Origin of the sequence: Paenibacillus sp. MMO-177, assembly GCF_037147795.1 — a bacterium.
Lineage (GTDB): Bacteria > Bacillota > Bacilli > Paenibacillales > Paenibacillaceae > Pristimantibacillus.
Map to the genome: position 1 here is coordinate 1 of NZ_JBBCUR010000015.1, position 16,199 is coordinate 16,199.

Genomic DNA, 16,199 nt, shown 5'->3' on the forward strand with positions numbered 1-16,199 from the left:
TTCCGGGTTTCCGGGTTTCCGGGTTTCCGGGTTTCCGGGTTTCCGGGTTTCCGGGTTTCCGGGTTTCCGGGTTTCCGGGTTTCCGGGTTTCCGGGTTTCCGGGTTTCCGGGCTTCCCGGGTTTCCGGGGTTTCCGGGTTTCAGGGTTTCCGGGTTTCCGGGCTTCCGGGCTTCCGGGTTTCCGGGCTTCCGGGTTTCCGGGTTTCCGGGTTTCCAGGCTTTCGGGCTTCCGGGCTTCCGGGCTTCCGGGGTTCCGGGGTTCCGGGTTTCCGGGTTTCCGGGTTTCCGTGCTTCCAGGCTTCCGGGCTGCCCGGGGCTACCGCCTAGCCCCGCGGGCTCGCCCGGTACTGCTCGGTTACCCGCCTTTTAACCACCGGCCCTACCCCCACAAAAAAGGGACTATTCCCGCAAGCAGAGCTTGCGGGAATAGTCCCTTACGATTATTTCAATGCAAAATCGGGGCGGATCTCCCGGACGCAGTCCGGCGATTCGTAAGCTTCGTCGTTCACCGCGTTGGTGACCGGATAAGCTCTCATGCGGTAGCTGTCCATCGGCTCCAGATGCTTGCGCAGCGAGCGGAAGTCGGAGATGCGGGGATTCAGCCAATCCTCCATCCCCTCTTCGTCCATAATAACCGGTACGTTAGGCTGCCACTGGGACATCGTCCCGGTTGCCGGCGCGGTAATCATCGTAAAGGCGCGCACCTCTTGCCCGCTGTAATTTCGCCATACGTCGTAGAAGCCGGCGATCCCAAACACTCCGCGGTTCGGCACCACGATATGCATCGCCCGCGAGTCCTTCTCCTTTTGACCCTTCTGCCACCCGAAAAATCCGCTGCAAGGCACAACGCAGCGCTGCTTGCGCAGCATCCGCTCGAAAAATGGCTTATTGGACAGCATGGAGCTGTCCGCGTTTACGGAATCCTTCGCCCAGAACGGAAACAGCCCCCATCTGGCGTCATGCATCGTGCGGAGACCCCAGCGGTCCGTCATAATGATCGACACCGTCTGCGTCGGCGATACGTTAAACCGGTTCGTATAACAGTTAATCAACTGCTCCACCTTAAAAGCCTCAATCATATCTCCAACATCCGCGGTAATGGAATAACGTTCAATCATGTGCGATAACCCCCTGCGCCTTTTTAAAAAGTATTCGCTTAAGCGCAGGATGATTATGCGTTCATTTCCATTAATTCGTGAATCGTTTGCGGAATTTAAGCGGCGGCATGCCGGTCTGCGCGGCAAAAAGCCTGGAGAAATGCGGCGTCTGACGGAATCCCGTCTCCTCCGCCACCCTTGCGATCGGCCAATCCGTCTTGATCAGCAGCAGCTTCGCCTGGTCGAGGCGGTAATACAGCAAATATTGCTGCGGCGTGCAGCCGAACACCTCGGTCATGCAGCGGGTAATGTAGTTCGTATGCAGCTGAAGCGCTTCGCTCAGCATCGTATTCGTAATTACGCTGCGGTAATTCATCTTTAGATAAGCGGCAGCGCGTTCCGCAACCGATACCCCGGCCTTCGCCGCATCCGAGCGCCAGCCCTCGTCAAGCATCTGCAGCAAATGGAGAAAACGCTGCTGGCGTTCCCAGAAGGCGCCATGCGAGGAGCTTTGCGCCGCATCATGCAGCTCGGAGAACAGCAGCTTCGCTTCGTCCGGGAACGATAAATGCATTTTTTTCGGCAGGCGGATGGCATACGTGTAGTAATCCCCGCGCAGCGATCCCTGGCTTGCCTCCGTTTCCTCCCAAGCCCCAACCGTCTGGAAATGCACCCAGTCAAATACGGTTTCCTCTTGGCAAGGCTTAAAAGAGTAATGCCACCGATCCGGTCTCAGAATAAGCACATCCCCGGCTTGAAGCGTCCAACGGTTGCCCTCCTCCGCAATATAGAGTGCCCCCTGCTGAACGAACAGCAGATCAAAAACGCCCAGATTCGTCCGGTTCGGATGCTCTTCTCCGGCCTGATAGGTTCTCCGATTCGATTCTATGAAAAATGGCAGCGGCGGCGACCGAAAGGTCAACAGCAATTCCTCCGACACAATAACCTCTCCTTGTTGTCTCAATGGTGTGTATGTATGCAAAAACTTCATAAAAGCTATTGCCATGTTACCGAAATCATTGCTATTTGTCTATAATCTAAGAGCAGAACGACTTAATGCAAGGTGAAACGGCTATCGCCGTCTTTAGGCGGCAGAGCGTGATTCAATCCGGAGAATTCCAAACCATGTTTTTAAGCAAAAAACGTATAAACTCTTAGAATAAAAAAAAAGCCCTATTCCTCTAGTAGAAGAATAGAGCTTTCCAGTTAGATATCTAAATATTGAATGCCCTGAAATAAGGTAGCCATGTACAATCTGCCATGACGGAGCTCTACGTCCGTTACCGGAAAACCAAGCTTTACTGGCAGAAGCATAAACCGGTTCTGAATCATGCTGAGCCGGAACAGACCATGGTCCGTGCACACATACGTATCAATGCCAATCGAGACTACGGAGAAAATAAACTTGCCGCTGAAGCGGATCCGTTCGAAACGGCCACTTTTATCCCCGACCAGCAGCTCTCCCTTATCGCTTGCTCCAATCAGATGCCCGCGGAATACCGACAGGCTGGTCACCGCCCGGTTCAGCTCGAACTCGGCCCATTCGTCCATAAACCGGTCATAAAACGAAACTCCGTTCTCATGCCCAACAATGAGGTATTGCGGCAGGTTCATGAAGTCGAATATCTTTTTGCCCGGGCAGGCAAACTTTTGCCATTCGCCGCGTACTTCCGCCCACAGCCCGTATTCGGTCGCCGCATAGCCGGTTCCGCCCAGAATGCGGTATTGGGAGCACGGAATAGCAAGTCCCGTCTCTATCCACTCCTCATCCTCGTACAGGTATAGCCCTTCGCTCGTGCAAGCATGCAAAATACCGCTGTGCAGCTGAAGCCGGTTCACGCTTGCGTGAGGCGGCAGCCCAGCCGCCAGCTTCGTCCACTCTCCGAATTCGTCAATCTCGTATACGCCGTAACCAACCGAAGCGGCAATAATAGAATCCTGGCCAACCCGCACCGAAGAAAAAGGAAACAACATCCAGTTCCACGGCTTGCTTTCATGATGGATCTGATCCGCCGTATTCTGACCGTTCTGATTAAACCGACTATCCTTCACATTTTTCAGCTCCAATGCTATGTAAAGCCTGCCCGCGCAGGCTTACTTGTTTTGTTCTTTCCGTTCATCTGCCTTATGAATAATGATGGACTCGACCTGCCACGGCTTCGATTCCCGTTCCTCGCGCTCCGTCTGACGGACGGGATGTATTTGCTTTATCTTCTTCACAACCAATTCATACAATATACCCAACGTTAGAACCTCCCTTGTGCGAAGCCCGGGCCTCTTGCCCGGTGGTGTGAATACTTTCGGTTAACCATCAACAACTGTTGCCCATCATTATATTGATAATGATTATCAGTTTCGTTAAATACATGATAACTATTCTCAGTGCGGCTGTCAACCGTACCCAAGTCCTTCATCCTTAGCATTCGGCGGCTCTCGCTTTGGAGGTATGAAGCCGGTCTATGCGGTCTATTCCACCTTCCTGCAGCGTGCTTATGACCAGGTTGTGCATGATATCTGCCGCCAAAATGCCAACGTCGTGCGATTGACCTTCAGCTTCGTTAAATTCGACACCAGTAGCAGCCATGCCGTACCCGCATGACTGCCCTCGCTCGCAAATGTTGTGCGCAATGTTACAATCTATGCCCGCTCCCGCCAAAATATTTGTCTTGCTGACAAATTTTCCGTTCAACTTGTCAGACCGGCTTGTCATTAAAGTGTACTTTATGCAGCTTATCTCACGCTTTTAGCCAAATCGGCATCCTGCATTGCACGGAATGCAGTGTTTCCCCCCATATGGCCTTTAGATGGGCCCATCTAAGCGAAATATCCTGCAGAGCGTGCAACGTAAACGGGCAACACAGGCGTTTGGAGCCGATTATGCTGTAAAACAGCCGAAGAGTAGTATGCGGTACGGGCGGCGCTAGGCATGAGCCCCGAGACGACGTTGTTCATGTGCTTGGGCTGAAGCGGCCCTAGCCCACAAAAAAACGAGCCTGAACTCTAAGGTTCAAGCTCGCTTACATGATTACTGCCAGCGGTACGTGCCAACCGTTCCTGCCGGAAGCGCCGCCGTGAACTGCTTGCCTTCGCAAAGCACTCGGAACGGCTGCTCTTCCTCCGTCTGGTTGATAACGACCATAACGAGACTGCCGTCCGGATTGCGGAACGCTACGTTGGTTACCGTCTCCGGCGAGCCATAGGTACTGCCGATCCGGTAAGCGCCGCGCTCGACAAAGCGGGAGTATTGCGCAAGCAGATTAAATTCCGGCGTGCGCCAGAATCGGCTAGGCTCATCCGCATCCTGCACAAGCATCGTTGGACCGGGCTGCCCGAGCCATTGATGCGTGCCGATTCGGCTGTCGAGCATCGTTACCCAAGCGTTATAGCTGCTGGCATAGTTACGGAAATATTGCGCCATCCGGTCCGCGCCGGCCGTTCCCCATAAGGAACGCTCCGTCAGATATATCGGCTTTTCCGGATATGCCGCATGGATCTCGCTCATCACTTCCGGCGAGCCGTCATAGTCATGGAGCGCGATGCCGTCAACCGCCGCATAACCTTCCGAATCGTTGAGAATCGGCGTGACATAACCCATCGCATCCGCAAAGTTGTGATCGAAGATCCATAGCTCCGTTGCTAGACCATGCTCCTCGAACTCGCGCTTCAGGGCAATCGCCAGCTCGCGCTGACGGTCGGGCGACATGTAGCAGCTTGGATAATCGGTTTCGAGCAGCGGCTCGTTTTGCAGCGTCATCGCGCAGACCGGAATGCCATGCTCCTCGTACGCCTGAATAGCCAGGCGGTAATATTTTGCCAGCGCTTCCGTGTACTCGGCGCCTTCCTTCAAGCTTCCCCGCTTCAGATCTCCGTTTGTCTTCATCCAGGCCGGCGGGCTCCAAGGCGAAGCGAAAATTTTCGCATCCGGTACGGCCTTTAGAAGACGCTGCACCGTCTCAAAGATCGATAAATCGATATCCTTCTGCACGCTGAAATACTTCAGCTCGAAATCGGTCTCTCCCTCGGGAAGATCGTTATACGTATAGAACGGCTGCGCGGTGAAATCCGAGGTCCCGATCGTAATCCGGAACAGATTAAAGCCCAGACCCTGCTCCTTGTCCGCCAGATGCTGAATAAAGCTCGCCTGCGAAGCAGCGTCCATCTTCAATAGATTGTTGATCGTTGTCTCTTCCACCGAAGTCCCGATGCCCAGCATCTGTTGGTACGTATGTGCAGGCGTAACTAGAATCGTCGTTTGATCCGAGACGGAAGGAGCCGTTAATGCCAGCTTCGGCTGCCCGCTTAACGCATAGGCCGGGTCCGTTGGCCCTTCAAACCAGCGGGTATTCCCCGGGGTCAATTCCGAGCTGAGCCACACCTCAACTTCTTTTGTCGATACTGCCGTTTTGAGAATTGCAGACACTTGCGTCTCCTCCTCTATCCCTCTTTGTTTTGTTATTTGCTATTAGCCGTTCCCGGCCATACAAACGTAGCCACCGCGCCTGCCGGCATCGTGTAAGCAAACGATTTGCCGCCGAGCTTAACTTTCAATTCTTTGTCTTCGCTTGCCGCATTCAGCGCAACCAGTACGATGCTGCCGTCCGGATTTTTGAAGGCGACCTGCTCGATTTCCCCGCTCACCGACTCGCCGGATTCAATGCGGTATGCACCGGATTTCACGAATTTGCTCGCATGGCCAAACGAATAGTATTCCGAGTTCAACGTCACATCGCCGGAGCCCTGATTAATCGTTACAACGCCCATGCAATCCTTGCAGCCGCCAATCGTTGGCCCATAATTTTCGTCGAGCGCAAGATTCCATTTCAAGACCACCTTCGACCAGTTGCGGGTTGCGCCGATAATCAGGTTCTCCATATCCCATTTCAGGTTGCCGCCGAAGTCTGTTGACCAAGCCCCACCGCTGCTTTCGGTGAAATAGAGATTTTTGTCCGGATGCGCGTCATGCACCTGCGCCTGATTGCCAACCTCGCCCGCATAGCCGTGGAAAGCCGTCCCGTCTACGTATTTCGAGGCATCCGGATCGTTCAGAATGGTCAGCGGATAATACGGCTCATCCCAGTTGTGATCCCAAACGACGATCTTGGATTTGATGTTGTTCTTCTCGAAAGCAGGGCCAACAAAGCTCTTGATCAGCTCGGCCTGCTCGACCGGCTCCATTCGCATTCCCGGATAATCCGCCGGGGTATAATGCGGCTCATTCTGAAGCGTAATCGCGTCAAACGGTACGCCTTCCGCTTCGTAGCCCTGAATCATTTTGACAAAATAATTCGCAAACGGCTCATAAGCATCCGGCTTCAAGCTCCCGCCGATAACCGAGTCGGTTGTCTTCATCCAGCCCGGAGGGCTCCAAGGACTGCCCATCAGCTTCAGATCCGGGTTGATCTTAAGCGCCTGCCGGAGCGTCGGAATGATGTACTCCTTATCGTGATCGATCGAGAAATTCTTCAGCTCCGGATCGCTTTGACCGGAAGGCATATCGTCGAAGGTATAGTTCTTCACGGCGAAATCCGATGCCCCAAGCGGCACGCGCATATAGCTGATGCCAATTCCCTTCTCATGGTCGAACAGCTTGTTCATCAGCTCTTCCCGCTGCGAATCGTTCAGCTTATTGGCAATCAGCCAAGCCGAGGAATCCGTCAAGGAAGCGCCAAAGCCATCCATTTGCTGATAGACCTTGCTGTCATCGATCATAATGACATTCTCTTCGGAATCCTTGGCCTTCGTCAGCTTCAAGCTTTCCTCCTGCTGCAGCAGCTTGCTCTTGTCGGGAGTCGTCAGCCACACCTGAACCTGCCCGCCAGCAGAGCTTGAGCTGCCTGAATGGCTACCGCTGCAGGCCGTGACCAGCAATGCTACCAGCACGACGGGAAGCATAACGGTGCTAAACCTTCTCATTCGCCGCTCCCTCCAGCTTTTGGCCCATGCCGCCTTTATGACGGGTAATTGCGCCGTAATCGCGGCGGATGAGCGGTGCAACCGGCTTCTCCGTGCCGCGGTCCATATGGATAATGCCAAACGTATCGATCCAGTTGTTGTGGTTCACGTACCAGTCGTACATAATCCAGAAGTCGATGCCCGCTACATAGCCGTCCGGATTGTCCTCCCCCTCCGCATTCAGGGTCCCCTTCTCCATCAAGGCGCGCATCGTCTCTTCATAAGTAAGGACCTGCTCTCCTTCCATGCCGCCTGAGGACCAATGGCCGAACTCGGTATTCAGGATCGGCTTATCCGGGAAGACGCGGTTTGCTTCCTCCAGGAACTGCCGCGTCCCCTCGTAATACGTCCCGCCATGGAAAATGCCAAAGTACATCGTCCAAGCCGCCACATCAAGCGGCGCCATCGACGGGTCATGCGGACCCGGCTGGTCGGCGGCCGAGCTTTGCGTCAGCAGGCGGCCGTCGTTGTAATTCTCTCTTAAGTCACGGACAAGGCGTTCGTTATAAGCGAGGCGAAGCCATACGTCCTTGGATTCGTTTTGCGTACTCCACATAAGCACGGACGGACGGTTATACTGCGAGAACACCATCTCGCGCCACATCTGATCGGCAAGACGTTTCTCTTCTTGCGCTTCGTAATGCTCGGTCTCGAACTGCCAGAGCGGAATTTCGCTCATCGCCATAAAGCCCATCCGATCAAGCAGCAGATACGTGTACACATGGTTCGGATAATGTCCGGTTCTAACCATGTTCACGTTCAGCGCGCGGATCTGCTCCAGGTCCGCGCGAATCCGGTCCCAAGCCGCCGTGCGTCCGGTATCCGGCCATTCCTCATGACGGGCGATACCGGCCATAAAGACGGATTGCTCATTGAGCAGAATTCGGGTCTTATCCGTCCGTACCGTCCGAATGCCGAATTGCGTGCTGAACGAGTCCTGCGCCAGAGTCGTTGATCCTGCCGCTGTCAGCCGGAAGGTCGCAACATACAGATTAGGCTGCCAGACTGACCAAAGCTTAGGATCCCGTACAGTGATTTCGAATTGTACGACCTTCACTTCATCCGGCTGCAAGGCGAGTTCCGTGCGCATCGGTTTATCCGTAACGGCCGGCACGCCAATAAGCGAGGAAGCCAGCGGGGATTGCAGGAAGTTAGGCGCTTCCGGGTCTGCCTCCAGCAGACTACCTTCCAGCCCTACTTTAACCGCATCATTGCCGCGGTTATGCAGCACAACTTTTACGTCCAGCCTGCCGTTCGTATCAAGCGGAACGATATCCGCCCGGACGATCGCGGCCTGAGGGGTGATTTCAATGTAGAGATCATGAATAATGCCCGTATAATTGAAGAAATCCGTTCCCGCAACGGCCGGAATCGTATCCTTCCGGCTTCCCCATGGCGGATTATCCACGCGGATGCGAATCTCGTTGTTGCCCGTGAACAAATAGTCCGTTAGTTCAAAAGCAAACGGAGTAAACCCGCCTTCATGGCAGCCGATCCACTTCCCGTTAATCCAAATATCCGCGACATAGCTGATGCCAAGCGATTTAAGCGTATAAGCATAACCTTCGTTCTTGCTTGCAATCGTGAATGCTCTGCGGTACCAGACACCGTCTTCATACGTTTCCGCAGCATTCGCTTCCGGCAATCCGGTCAGCTTGTTTTCCGGCGATGGAACCGCATGCGCCTGCCATTGCTCCGTCAGTTCGCCGCTTACATAGTCCCCCTCCCGTTCCGCCAGCTCAGCGAGCCAGCGTTCGGAGCGTGACGCCATTGAAAAATCGTGGTCCATCGACAGGCGGTGCTTGTGCCACTCGCCGTTCAGCGCGATCTTCCCTCTTGTCTGCGGCTCGAAGGAAGGTACCGGAATACCGTTCTGGAACGGAACATTTACGCCATTCACTTTTTCCAGCGTTAAGGTTGTCTTCAGCATGTTGTCTCTCCTGTCTCTCTTTCATTGAGTGAAAATGAAAAAGGAGGATGAGGACGAATGCGTACGCCGATCCCTTACGCACAGGTCACACATCCCCCTTGGTCATGCAAAACCTATTATTTTATTCCTTGCGCATCAAACGATTTGTTCGCTTGCTCTTGTACGTATTTCAGCACATCGTTCACGCCGGCTGCTTCCAGCTGCTTACGGTAAGTCGCGAGCGCCTTATCCACGTCAGGAACAAGACCCATCATCAAAGGCATACCGTATTGCTGAATAACCGAGTTAACGGCTGCTTGCTGCGATTTCACGGGAGCGTAGTCCATGATAACTTGCGCGAAGATGTTTGGTTTGCTTTGCGATTTGAACTCTTCAAGCAGAGCGTCGAAGCCTTCCCAGCCGCCGGCTTGCTTCACGCGCTCCATCGATTCCACGCGGTAGCCCCAGCTTGCGATACCATAGCCTTTGAAGTCTTTTGCATCTACGCCTGCAGGAGGCGTTACGATATGCTTGCCGTCCGCATCCATCGAGTAGTCCGTGCCTTCAAGACCGTAGCTCATGAGATCATAGTACTTCGGATCGTTACGCAGCTTGTCGAGAACCATCAGGGAACGCTCTGCGTTAGGCGCGCTCTTCGGAATAGCCATTGCATTGTTAACCGACAGCGTAGGCATAGTCAGGTTGTGGAAACGGCTGAACGGGAAGTAGCCAAGCTTAATATCCGGATTGGATTTTCCCATACCTACGATGAAGCCGCCCGCACCTGGGGCATTACGCCAGTACACAGCACCTTGACCGGTTTTGATTGCGTCGCCGGCTTCTTTTTGGTCCGACAGAGTATCGGATTTCCAGAAGCCCTTCTCCGCCCAAGTCTTCATCTTCTTCACCCATTGCTCGAACTCAGGAGTGAACGGATAGGCTACGATATCACGCGGGGTGTCGTAGGATTTCGCTACGATTACGCCGCTGTCGCCGCCGATTTGCTGGTAGCCTTCGAAGGCTTTGAACATCGTGAATACTTCGTTGTAAGCTTTGCCGTTAATTGGCGTGATGCCCTTGGCTTTTTTCACGCCTTCAAGGTAAGCCTCGATGGAGTCAACGTCTTTGATCTCGGGAAGACCAAGCTCTTGTCTCCAGTCGTCGCGGTATACGAGGCCGTCAGGCGTGTATTCCGGATAAGTTGCGGGAACCGCATAGATTTTGTCGTTAACCGTAGCTTCCTTCCAATCCTGCTCCGATACGCTGCTCCAAGTTGTAGGAGCGTACGTTGGCAAGAGGTCGTTCAGAGGCATAAAGGCGCCTTGGTTTGCGAATTTATAAAAGTCCGCCCATGAGGAGGCGAAGATCATATCCACTTTCTCGCCGGAAGCAAGCAGCAGGTTGTATTTGGTCTGCCAGTCCGTCCACGTCGTGAAGTTCAGTTTAACGGTCGTATTCAAGTCTTGCTCGAGCATTTTGTTCCATTCCGCAACAACCTTCTCCTGGTCCGGAGCCGGATCGCCGAGCAGATACCAAGTCAATTGAACCTTTTTCGAAGTGTCCGGAGTTTTTGCATCCTTGCCTGTGTTCGAGCTTGCTTCCGTACCCGGATTCGCGCTTGCATTCGAGGATTTGTTCGAATTGCTGTTGTTGTCGGAACCGCAGGCTGCAAGCATACTTGCCATAATAGCCGTCGAAACGAGCACAGTGCCCATTGTTTTTATCTTTCTTTTCATGCTTGTTGACTCCTCCTTTTATTTAGTGAACCTATATGTTAGCCGGCCTTAAGGCCGGTTCTAACCTTTCACGGCGCCGATCGTCAGCCCTTTAACGAAGAAGCGCTGAACGAACGGGTACAAGAATACGATAGGACCGGTCGCGATAACGGCTGCGGCCATCTTGAGCGTTTCCGCCGGAGGCTGGAACGTAGGAGACAGGTTGCCTGCCACGTTTGTCTTCAGGACGGCTGCGCTTGCGAGAATCTTGTACAGCAGGAACTGCAGCGGATAATGGGATTCGCTTGTAATGAACAGATTCGCCATGAACCAGTCGTTCCAGTAGCCAAGCGCCATAAACAAGCCGATGGTAGCAAGACCGGGGCCGGAAAGCGGCAGGATAAGCTTCAGGTAGATCGTGAACTCGCCTGCGCCGTCAATCTTGGCCGATTCCACGATGGAATCCGGAATCGACTTCATGAAGTTTTTCATGAGGATGATGTTCCATGCGCTCAGAAGCGACGGCACGATAAGCGCCATATAGGTATCTTTCAAATCAAGGTGCTTCGTAATCAGGATGTACCAAGGAATCAGACCGCCGCTGAACAGCGTCGTGAAATAGATGAAGAAGGACAGCTGATCGCGGTATTTGAAATCTTTGCGGGACAGAACGAAGCCCGCCATGGAAGTCAGGAACAAGCCGACTGCCGTACCGACAACCGTAATGAAGATTGTTACTTTATATCCGTCCAGAATCTGCTTCGGATTACTGAATGCGGCTTTGTAGGCATCCAGGGAGAAGGTTTCCGGAATAAGGCTGAAGCCTTTCGATATAATCTGGATCTCCGGCGTAAACGAGCCGGAGACGATGAGCAGGAACGGCAGCAGGCACAGTACGGTCAGGATGGAGATCAACACGTAACCAATGATGTTAAAGACGATTGTTGCTCTTTCCATTTTAATTTTCATGTCGATTCCCTCCTTAGAACAGTGCGTAGTCCTTCTGCACTTTCCGAATGATATAGTTAACCAAAATAATTAACACGAAGCCAAAGAGCGATTGATACAGACCGGCTGCCGTACCCATGCCGATATCGAAGTTAACCGCAAGCGAGCGGTATACGTACGTATCGATAATGTCCGTCGAGTTGTAAAGCATGCCGTTGTTGCCGATGATTTGGTAGAACAGGTCAAACTGGCCTTTCAGAATGCCGCCAAGGCTGAGCAGGATAAGCAGGATAAACGTTGGTACAAGCAGCGGAAGCGTAATATGTCTAACCCGCTTGAATATATTCGCTCCGTCAATCTTGGCTGCTTCATGGTATTCGTCGCTGATACTCATAATCGCCGCCAGGTAGATAACCGTACCGTAGCCAAGCCCTTTCCATACATGGAAGAAGACGATGATGTATTTCCAAGGTGCCGTATGCAGGTAGAAGTCGTAAGGCTGCAGGCCCAGCGACGTCAGCATCGTGTTCACAACGCCCGCATTCGAGAAGAGGTTAAATACGAAAGCGCCTACAAGGACGAACGAAACGAAGAACGGCAGGAACATAATGGACTGCGTCGATTTCTTGAACCATTTGCCCGGCAGCTCGCTCAGGAAGATCGCGCACGCCAGCTGAAGGACGTTGCTGATAATAATGAAGGCGATGTTGTAGAGCACCGTATTTTTCGTCAGGTTCCACAACACCCCCGAGTTAAACAGGAATTCGAAGTTCTTAAATCCGATGAACTCTCCCCCGAACAACCCGCCGTCAAAGCTGAACCGGGTGAACGCGTAGTAGACCCCCACCATCGGAACGTAGGCGAAGACAATAAAGAATAACAAGGCAGGCGCAATCATGAGGAACAATATCCTATTCCGTACGAGCTCCTGGAAAAAACCTTTCATACCGGCATTCCTCCGTGACTTCAAAATAAGCTGAAAATGTAATCGATTTCTTTCCTCTGCAAAAAAAGAGGCTTTACTGCGATGCTTCCCTGCTCTTCACGGGATTTCTGTCGAACATGGAAGATTCCCGGATCAGCAGCTTGGACTCGACCTTGAAGGTCCGTTTGTCCTTGAATTCATTGTTGTTCATCTGGTCAATCAGCTTCTCCGTGAGCAGCGCCCCCATCGTGTACTTGGGCTGATCAACCGTGCTGAGACGAGGCACAATGTACTTCGTAAGCCTGATATTATCGACGCCTACAATCGCAAGCTGCTGCGGCACCTGTATCGATAATTGCTTGCAGGCTTTGTACACGCCTAAGGCCATCTCGTCGTTAGCCGTAAAAATCGCCGTAAAGTCATCGTTCTTCTCGCGAAGCCTCATGAAGCTGAGGTAGCCGCCGTCTTCATTGAAATCTCCGTTGTCGATGAGATCCGGAATGAAGGGCATCCCAGCGTCTCGAAGCGCTTTCATATAACCTTCAAGGCGTTCGTAGCTGTCGATGGCATCCGCGTATCCGCTCAGGAACGCGATCTTCTCATGCCCCTGCTTGATCAGATGATTCACAACGTCCCTGGCGATCTTCACGTTATCCGTGAAGGCGCAAGGAATTAGCTCATGGTCGATATTTCTCCCGATTACGCCAACGCTGTAGCCATCCTCCACCAGAGCGATGAGCTCCTTGTTGGTCATTTCGGGGGTAACGAAGATCATGCCGTCTACGGTTCTGTTCTGCAGGAGGGAGACGTATTCGAGCTCCTTCTGCTTCTTGTTCTGCGCATCGCAGATAATGACGTTGTAGTCGAGAGAGTTCGCCATATTCTCGATGCCTTTAATGATCTCCGCGAAATAAGAAACTTCGATGTCCCCGACAACGACGCCAATCTTCATTGTCTTTCTTGACCGCAGGTTCTTGGCCATGGCATTCGGCGTGTAATTCATCTCCTGAATGGCCTCTAGCACACGCTTCTTCGTCTTCTCGCTTACTAGCTCGCTTCGATTCAGCACTCTTGAAACCGTTGCTACGGACACTTTAGCGCGATTCGCTACGTCAATGATCTTACTCTCGTTCATTGCATCACTTTCTTTTTGCCTGACTTTTATACACCGATATTAGCACGTGCTGAAATCGATTTCAATAACATTTTTCAAAGTTTGTCCGGATTTTTTTCGAAAACCCACAGAAACCGCGTAGTTATGGGCTTTCTCTTGTTTTCGTGGATGATGACGTAAATCAAATCTTTGTGAAATCGATAACAAAGTAGAGAGAAAATCCGCTCGTTTTCTGAAAATAAGCCTAAGTTTCGCTGGTTTTTGCGTTTCGATTACATTTCGTAACGCATTCTAGCGCATGTCACTCCTGATACAGCACGCAGTACGCTGAAATGCATGCGCCCAGCATAATTAGCCTGCTCGGCAGCATTTAATGCCCCATTTAGCCAAGTAACTAGAGTTTAGTTGAAGTGCCGCCGCACGCTTACGTTGCATGAAATGCACCATATTGGTGCGATTAGATCAGGTAACTCGATATATCCTGCATGGAATGCAGGATATAAGAGAAAAGCAGCTCCAACGAGCCCATTTAGACGCATTATCCTGCATTCTGAGCAGCATATTCCACCCATGCTGCCCGAAATGGGCATATACACTGCACTTTTGGGCAGCGTATAAACGGTCCAGCGCATGCTGGCCGTGCGCGTACGAACCAAGTAACTCGTTAGTTAATGTGCTCCACCATTAACGGGGCGTCTGCGTCCCCGCAAGGTTACAGCTCTGACCAGACAACAAAAAAAGCCGCCAAATGGCAGCTTCGATGGGAAAGAGTTTGGCTGGATAAGCCAGCCAAAAACTCTTTCTCTATTCCACTATTAGCGCTTAAAGCTGGAAGATTCCCTTTTGATCAGCTTGGACTCTATCACATACTTTTTCTGCATGCTTTGTTCGTTTCCGTTCATCTGGGCGATCAGCTTTTCGGTGAGATGAGCTCCCATCTCGTATTTCGGCTGCTCCACCGTGCTGAGGGCAGGCAGCAAATATTCCGTGATCCGGTTATTATCGACGCCAACGACCGCCATATCCTCCGGAATGCGGATTCCCCTCTCCCGGCAGGCTCTGTACACCCCAAGCGCCATTTCGTCATTGGCGCAATAAACCGCCGTAAACGATTGATTGCGCTCGAGCAGACGGTTGAACGCCTGATAGCCGCCTGTCTCTTCAAAGTCGCCATTGTCAATCAAAGTGGGCAGGAACGGAATCTTCCCTTCCTTGAGAGCCTTCATGTAGCCTTCCATCCGCTCATAGTTCTCGAGGGAATCGGAATAACCGCCAATGTAGGCAATTTGCTGGTGACCCTGCTCAACCAGATGACGCACCGCCTCATTCGAGAACTTTACGTTATCCGTCTTGCAGCTCAGTATATTCTCGTGCGCGACGGCCCGTCCAACCACGCCAATGACATAGCCCTTCTGCACATACTCGTTAATGGTGTCGTCGCTGACGCGCGGCGTAACGAGAATCATGCCGTCAACCGTCTTGTCCGGCAAAAGTCCCAGGTACTCCATTTCCTTCTCGATTTGGTTATCCGAGTCGCAAATGAGAACTTTATATTTATGGGCGTACGCCTTATTCTCAATCCCTTTAATAATCTCGGAGAAATAAGAGACGTTGATATCCGGTACGATAATGCCAAGCGTCATCGTCCGCTGGGAACGCAGATGCTTGGCTGCCGCATTCGGATGGTAATCCATCTCTTCGATTGCTTTGAGCACCTTTATTTTCGTTTTCTCCGACACAAGACTGCTCTCGTTAAGCACCCGCGAAACCGTAGCGGCGGATACGCCTGCCCGCTTCGCAACATCCACTATTTTTTTGTCCACGATATGATCCCTTACCGTAACGTTTTTTCTCATTATATGAGTAAATTCTACCAAGTTCAATATAGCCGTACGCCTTTTGAGCGCGGGTTAACGAAAAATGAAAGACCTCTGTCATACGGACAGAGGCCAATCTTACAACTGAAGCCGCAGCTTAATCACAATCTGATCCTGCTGGAACTCCATATTGCCGATCGAAATCAGGCTTGGGAGCTCAATCGGGACAACGATCCGGTCAAGCCGGTCCTTCCCCAGGTCATAATTTTTCACGGTTAAAGACAAGGGCTCGAAAGTCAGATTCGGCGCCTGCCAGGTCATCTTGTAAGTGGCAAGCATGCCTACCGGCAAAAAATCGCGATAAGTCATATTCAGATGGGCAATGAGCCTGTCGCCGTTCACCTCAAAGCGCGCACCGTCCAGGGTCATATCCGGGGGCAGCGACGCGGGATTGCTTTGCAGCTGGCTTTTGATCAGATTGTTCACATCCGCTTCCGACAACACGATCTCAGGCTTCAGCTTTGCAACCATCTCAACCGCTTTATCCTTAATGGAGACCGGATCATAAGCTAAATCAAGCTTTTCCTCGGGAGCAACATAGGATTTGAGCCATAATCCCCCGCCTGCGGCAATGGCAGCAAGCAGCACCACGATAATTGTTAACCATTTCAGCCAGCGGAACATTTTGTCTACCTCCTTTTCGCCTACATAACAACAAAGATA

Annotated in this window: 14 protein-coding genes; all 14 read right to left on the reverse strand. The window is 52.2% G+C overall.

The features are described 5' to 3' along the window. Positions 1-439 precede the first annotated feature (439 nt). Entirely contained in the window at positions 440-1,117 is a 678-nt protein-coding gene (locus WFK81_RS28150) for an SOS response-associated peptidase (RefSeq protein ID WP_336790484.1), read from the reverse strand. A 70-nt stretch (positions 1,118-1,187) separates the two neighbouring features. Continuing rightward, complete coding sequence (locus tag WFK81_RS28155) at positions 1,188-2,036, reverse strand: AraC family transcriptional regulator (RefSeq protein ID WP_336790486.1); 849 nt, start codon at positions 2,034-2,036, stop codon at positions 1,188-1,190. Positions 2,037-2,302: 266 nt separating this feature from the next. Beyond that, positions 2,303-3,163, reverse strand: coding sequence for a hypothetical protein (locus WFK81_RS28160; protein WP_336790488.1), 861 nt, complete (start codon positions 3,161-3,163; stop codon positions 2,303-2,305). A 27-nt stretch (positions 3,164-3,190) separates the two neighbouring features. Continuing rightward, positions 3,191-3,340, reverse strand: a complete 150-nt coding sequence (locus WFK81_RS28165) for a hypothetical protein (protein WP_336790490.1) — start codon at positions 3,338-3,340, stop codon at positions 3,191-3,193. Positions 3,341-3,512: 172 nt separating this feature from the next. Beyond that, positions 3,513-3,785 (reverse strand): hypothetical protein, encoded by a 273-nt coding sequence (locus tag WFK81_RS28170; protein ID WP_336790492.1) that lies wholly within the window; start codon positions 3,783-3,785, stop codon positions 3,513-3,515. A 336-nt stretch (positions 3,786-4,121) separates the two neighbouring features. Next, a complete protein-coding gene (locus WFK81_RS28175) occupies positions 4,122-5,516 on the reverse strand; it encodes a glycoside hydrolase family 30 protein (RefSeq protein ID WP_336790494.1) in 1,395 nt (464 codons plus the stop codon). Between the two features lie 32 nt (positions 5,517-5,548). Beyond that, a complete protein-coding gene (locus WFK81_RS28180; protein ID WP_336790496.1) occupies positions 5,549-7,009 on the reverse strand; it encodes a glycoside hydrolase family 30 protein in 1,461 nt (486 codons plus the stop codon). Beyond that, positions 6,996-8,978 (reverse strand): glycoside hydrolase family 2 TIM barrel-domain containing protein, encoded by a 1,983-nt coding sequence (locus WFK81_RS28185; protein WP_336790498.1) that lies wholly within the window; start codon positions 8,976-8,978, stop codon positions 6,996-6,998. The genes WFK81_RS28180 and WFK81_RS28185 overlap by 14 nt, the downstream gene beginning before the upstream one ends. Positions 8,979-9,094: 116 nt before the next feature. Continuing rightward, complete coding sequence (locus tag WFK81_RS28190; protein ID WP_336790499.1) at positions 9,095-10,693, reverse strand: extracellular solute-binding protein; 1,599 nt, start codon at positions 10,691-10,693, stop codon at positions 9,095-9,097. Positions 10,694-10,753: 60 nt separating this feature from the next. Beyond that, on the reverse strand, positions 10,754-11,641 hold the full coding sequence (locus WFK81_RS28195; protein WP_336790501.1) for a carbohydrate ABC transporter permease: 888 nt from the start codon (positions 11,639-11,641) through the stop codon (positions 10,754-10,756). A 13-nt stretch (positions 11,642-11,654) separates the two neighbouring features. Beyond that, the gene (locus WFK81_RS28200) at positions 11,655-12,566 is read right to left on the reverse strand and encodes an ABC transporter permease (RefSeq protein ID WP_336790503.1); all 912 of its coding nucleotides are present in this window, start codon (positions 12,564-12,566) and stop codon (positions 11,655-11,657) included. Between the two features lie 73 nt (positions 12,567-12,639). Then, positions 12,640-13,680, reverse strand: coding sequence for a LacI family DNA-binding transcriptional regulator (locus tag WFK81_RS28205; RefSeq protein ID WP_336790505.1), 1,041 nt, complete (start codon positions 13,678-13,680; stop codon positions 12,640-12,642). 794 nt (positions 13,681-14,474) lie between these two features. Next, positions 14,475-15,482, reverse strand: coding sequence for a LacI family DNA-binding transcriptional regulator (locus WFK81_RS28210; RefSeq protein ID WP_336790640.1), 1,008 nt, complete (start codon positions 15,480-15,482; stop codon positions 14,475-14,477). A 132-nt stretch (positions 15,483-15,614) separates the two neighbouring features. Beyond that, the gene (locus WFK81_RS28215; protein ID WP_336790507.1) at positions 15,615-16,160 is read right to left on the reverse strand and encodes a hypothetical protein; all 546 of its coding nucleotides are present in this window, start codon (positions 16,158-16,160) and stop codon (positions 15,615-15,617) included. Positions 16,161-16,199: the final 39 nt, after the last annotated feature.

Coding starts and splice junctions, on each gene's coding strand:
- WFK81_RS28190 (WP_336790499.1), bottom strand. CDS start 10,693: ATGAAAAGAAAGATAAAAACAATGGGCACTGTGCTCGTTTCGACGGCT.
- WFK81_RS28180 (WP_336790496.1), bottom strand. CDS start 7,009: ATGAGAAGGTTTAGCACCGTTATGCTTCCCGTCGTGCTGGTAGCATTG.
- WFK81_RS28185 (WP_336790498.1), bottom strand. CDS start 8,978: ATGCTGAAGACAACCTTAACGCTGGAAAAAGTGAATGGCGTAAATGTT.
- WFK81_RS28150 (WP_336790484.1), bottom strand. CDS start 1,117: ATGATTGAACGTTATTCCATTACCGCGGATGTTGGAGATATGATTGAG.
- WFK81_RS28195 (WP_336790501.1), bottom strand. CDS start 11,641: ATGAAAATTAAAATGGAAAGAGCAACAATCGTCTTTAACATCATTGGT.
- WFK81_RS28205 (WP_336790505.1), bottom strand. CDS start 13,680: ATGAACGAGAGTAAGATCATTGACGTAGCGAATCGCGCTAAAGTGTCC.
- WFK81_RS28215 (WP_336790507.1), bottom strand. CDS start 16,160: ATGTTCCGCTGGCTGAAATGGTTAACAATTATCGTGGTGCTGCTTGCT.
- WFK81_RS28200 (WP_336790503.1), bottom strand. CDS start 12,566: ATGAAAGGTTTTTTCCAGGAGCTCGTACGGAATAGGATATTGTTCCTC.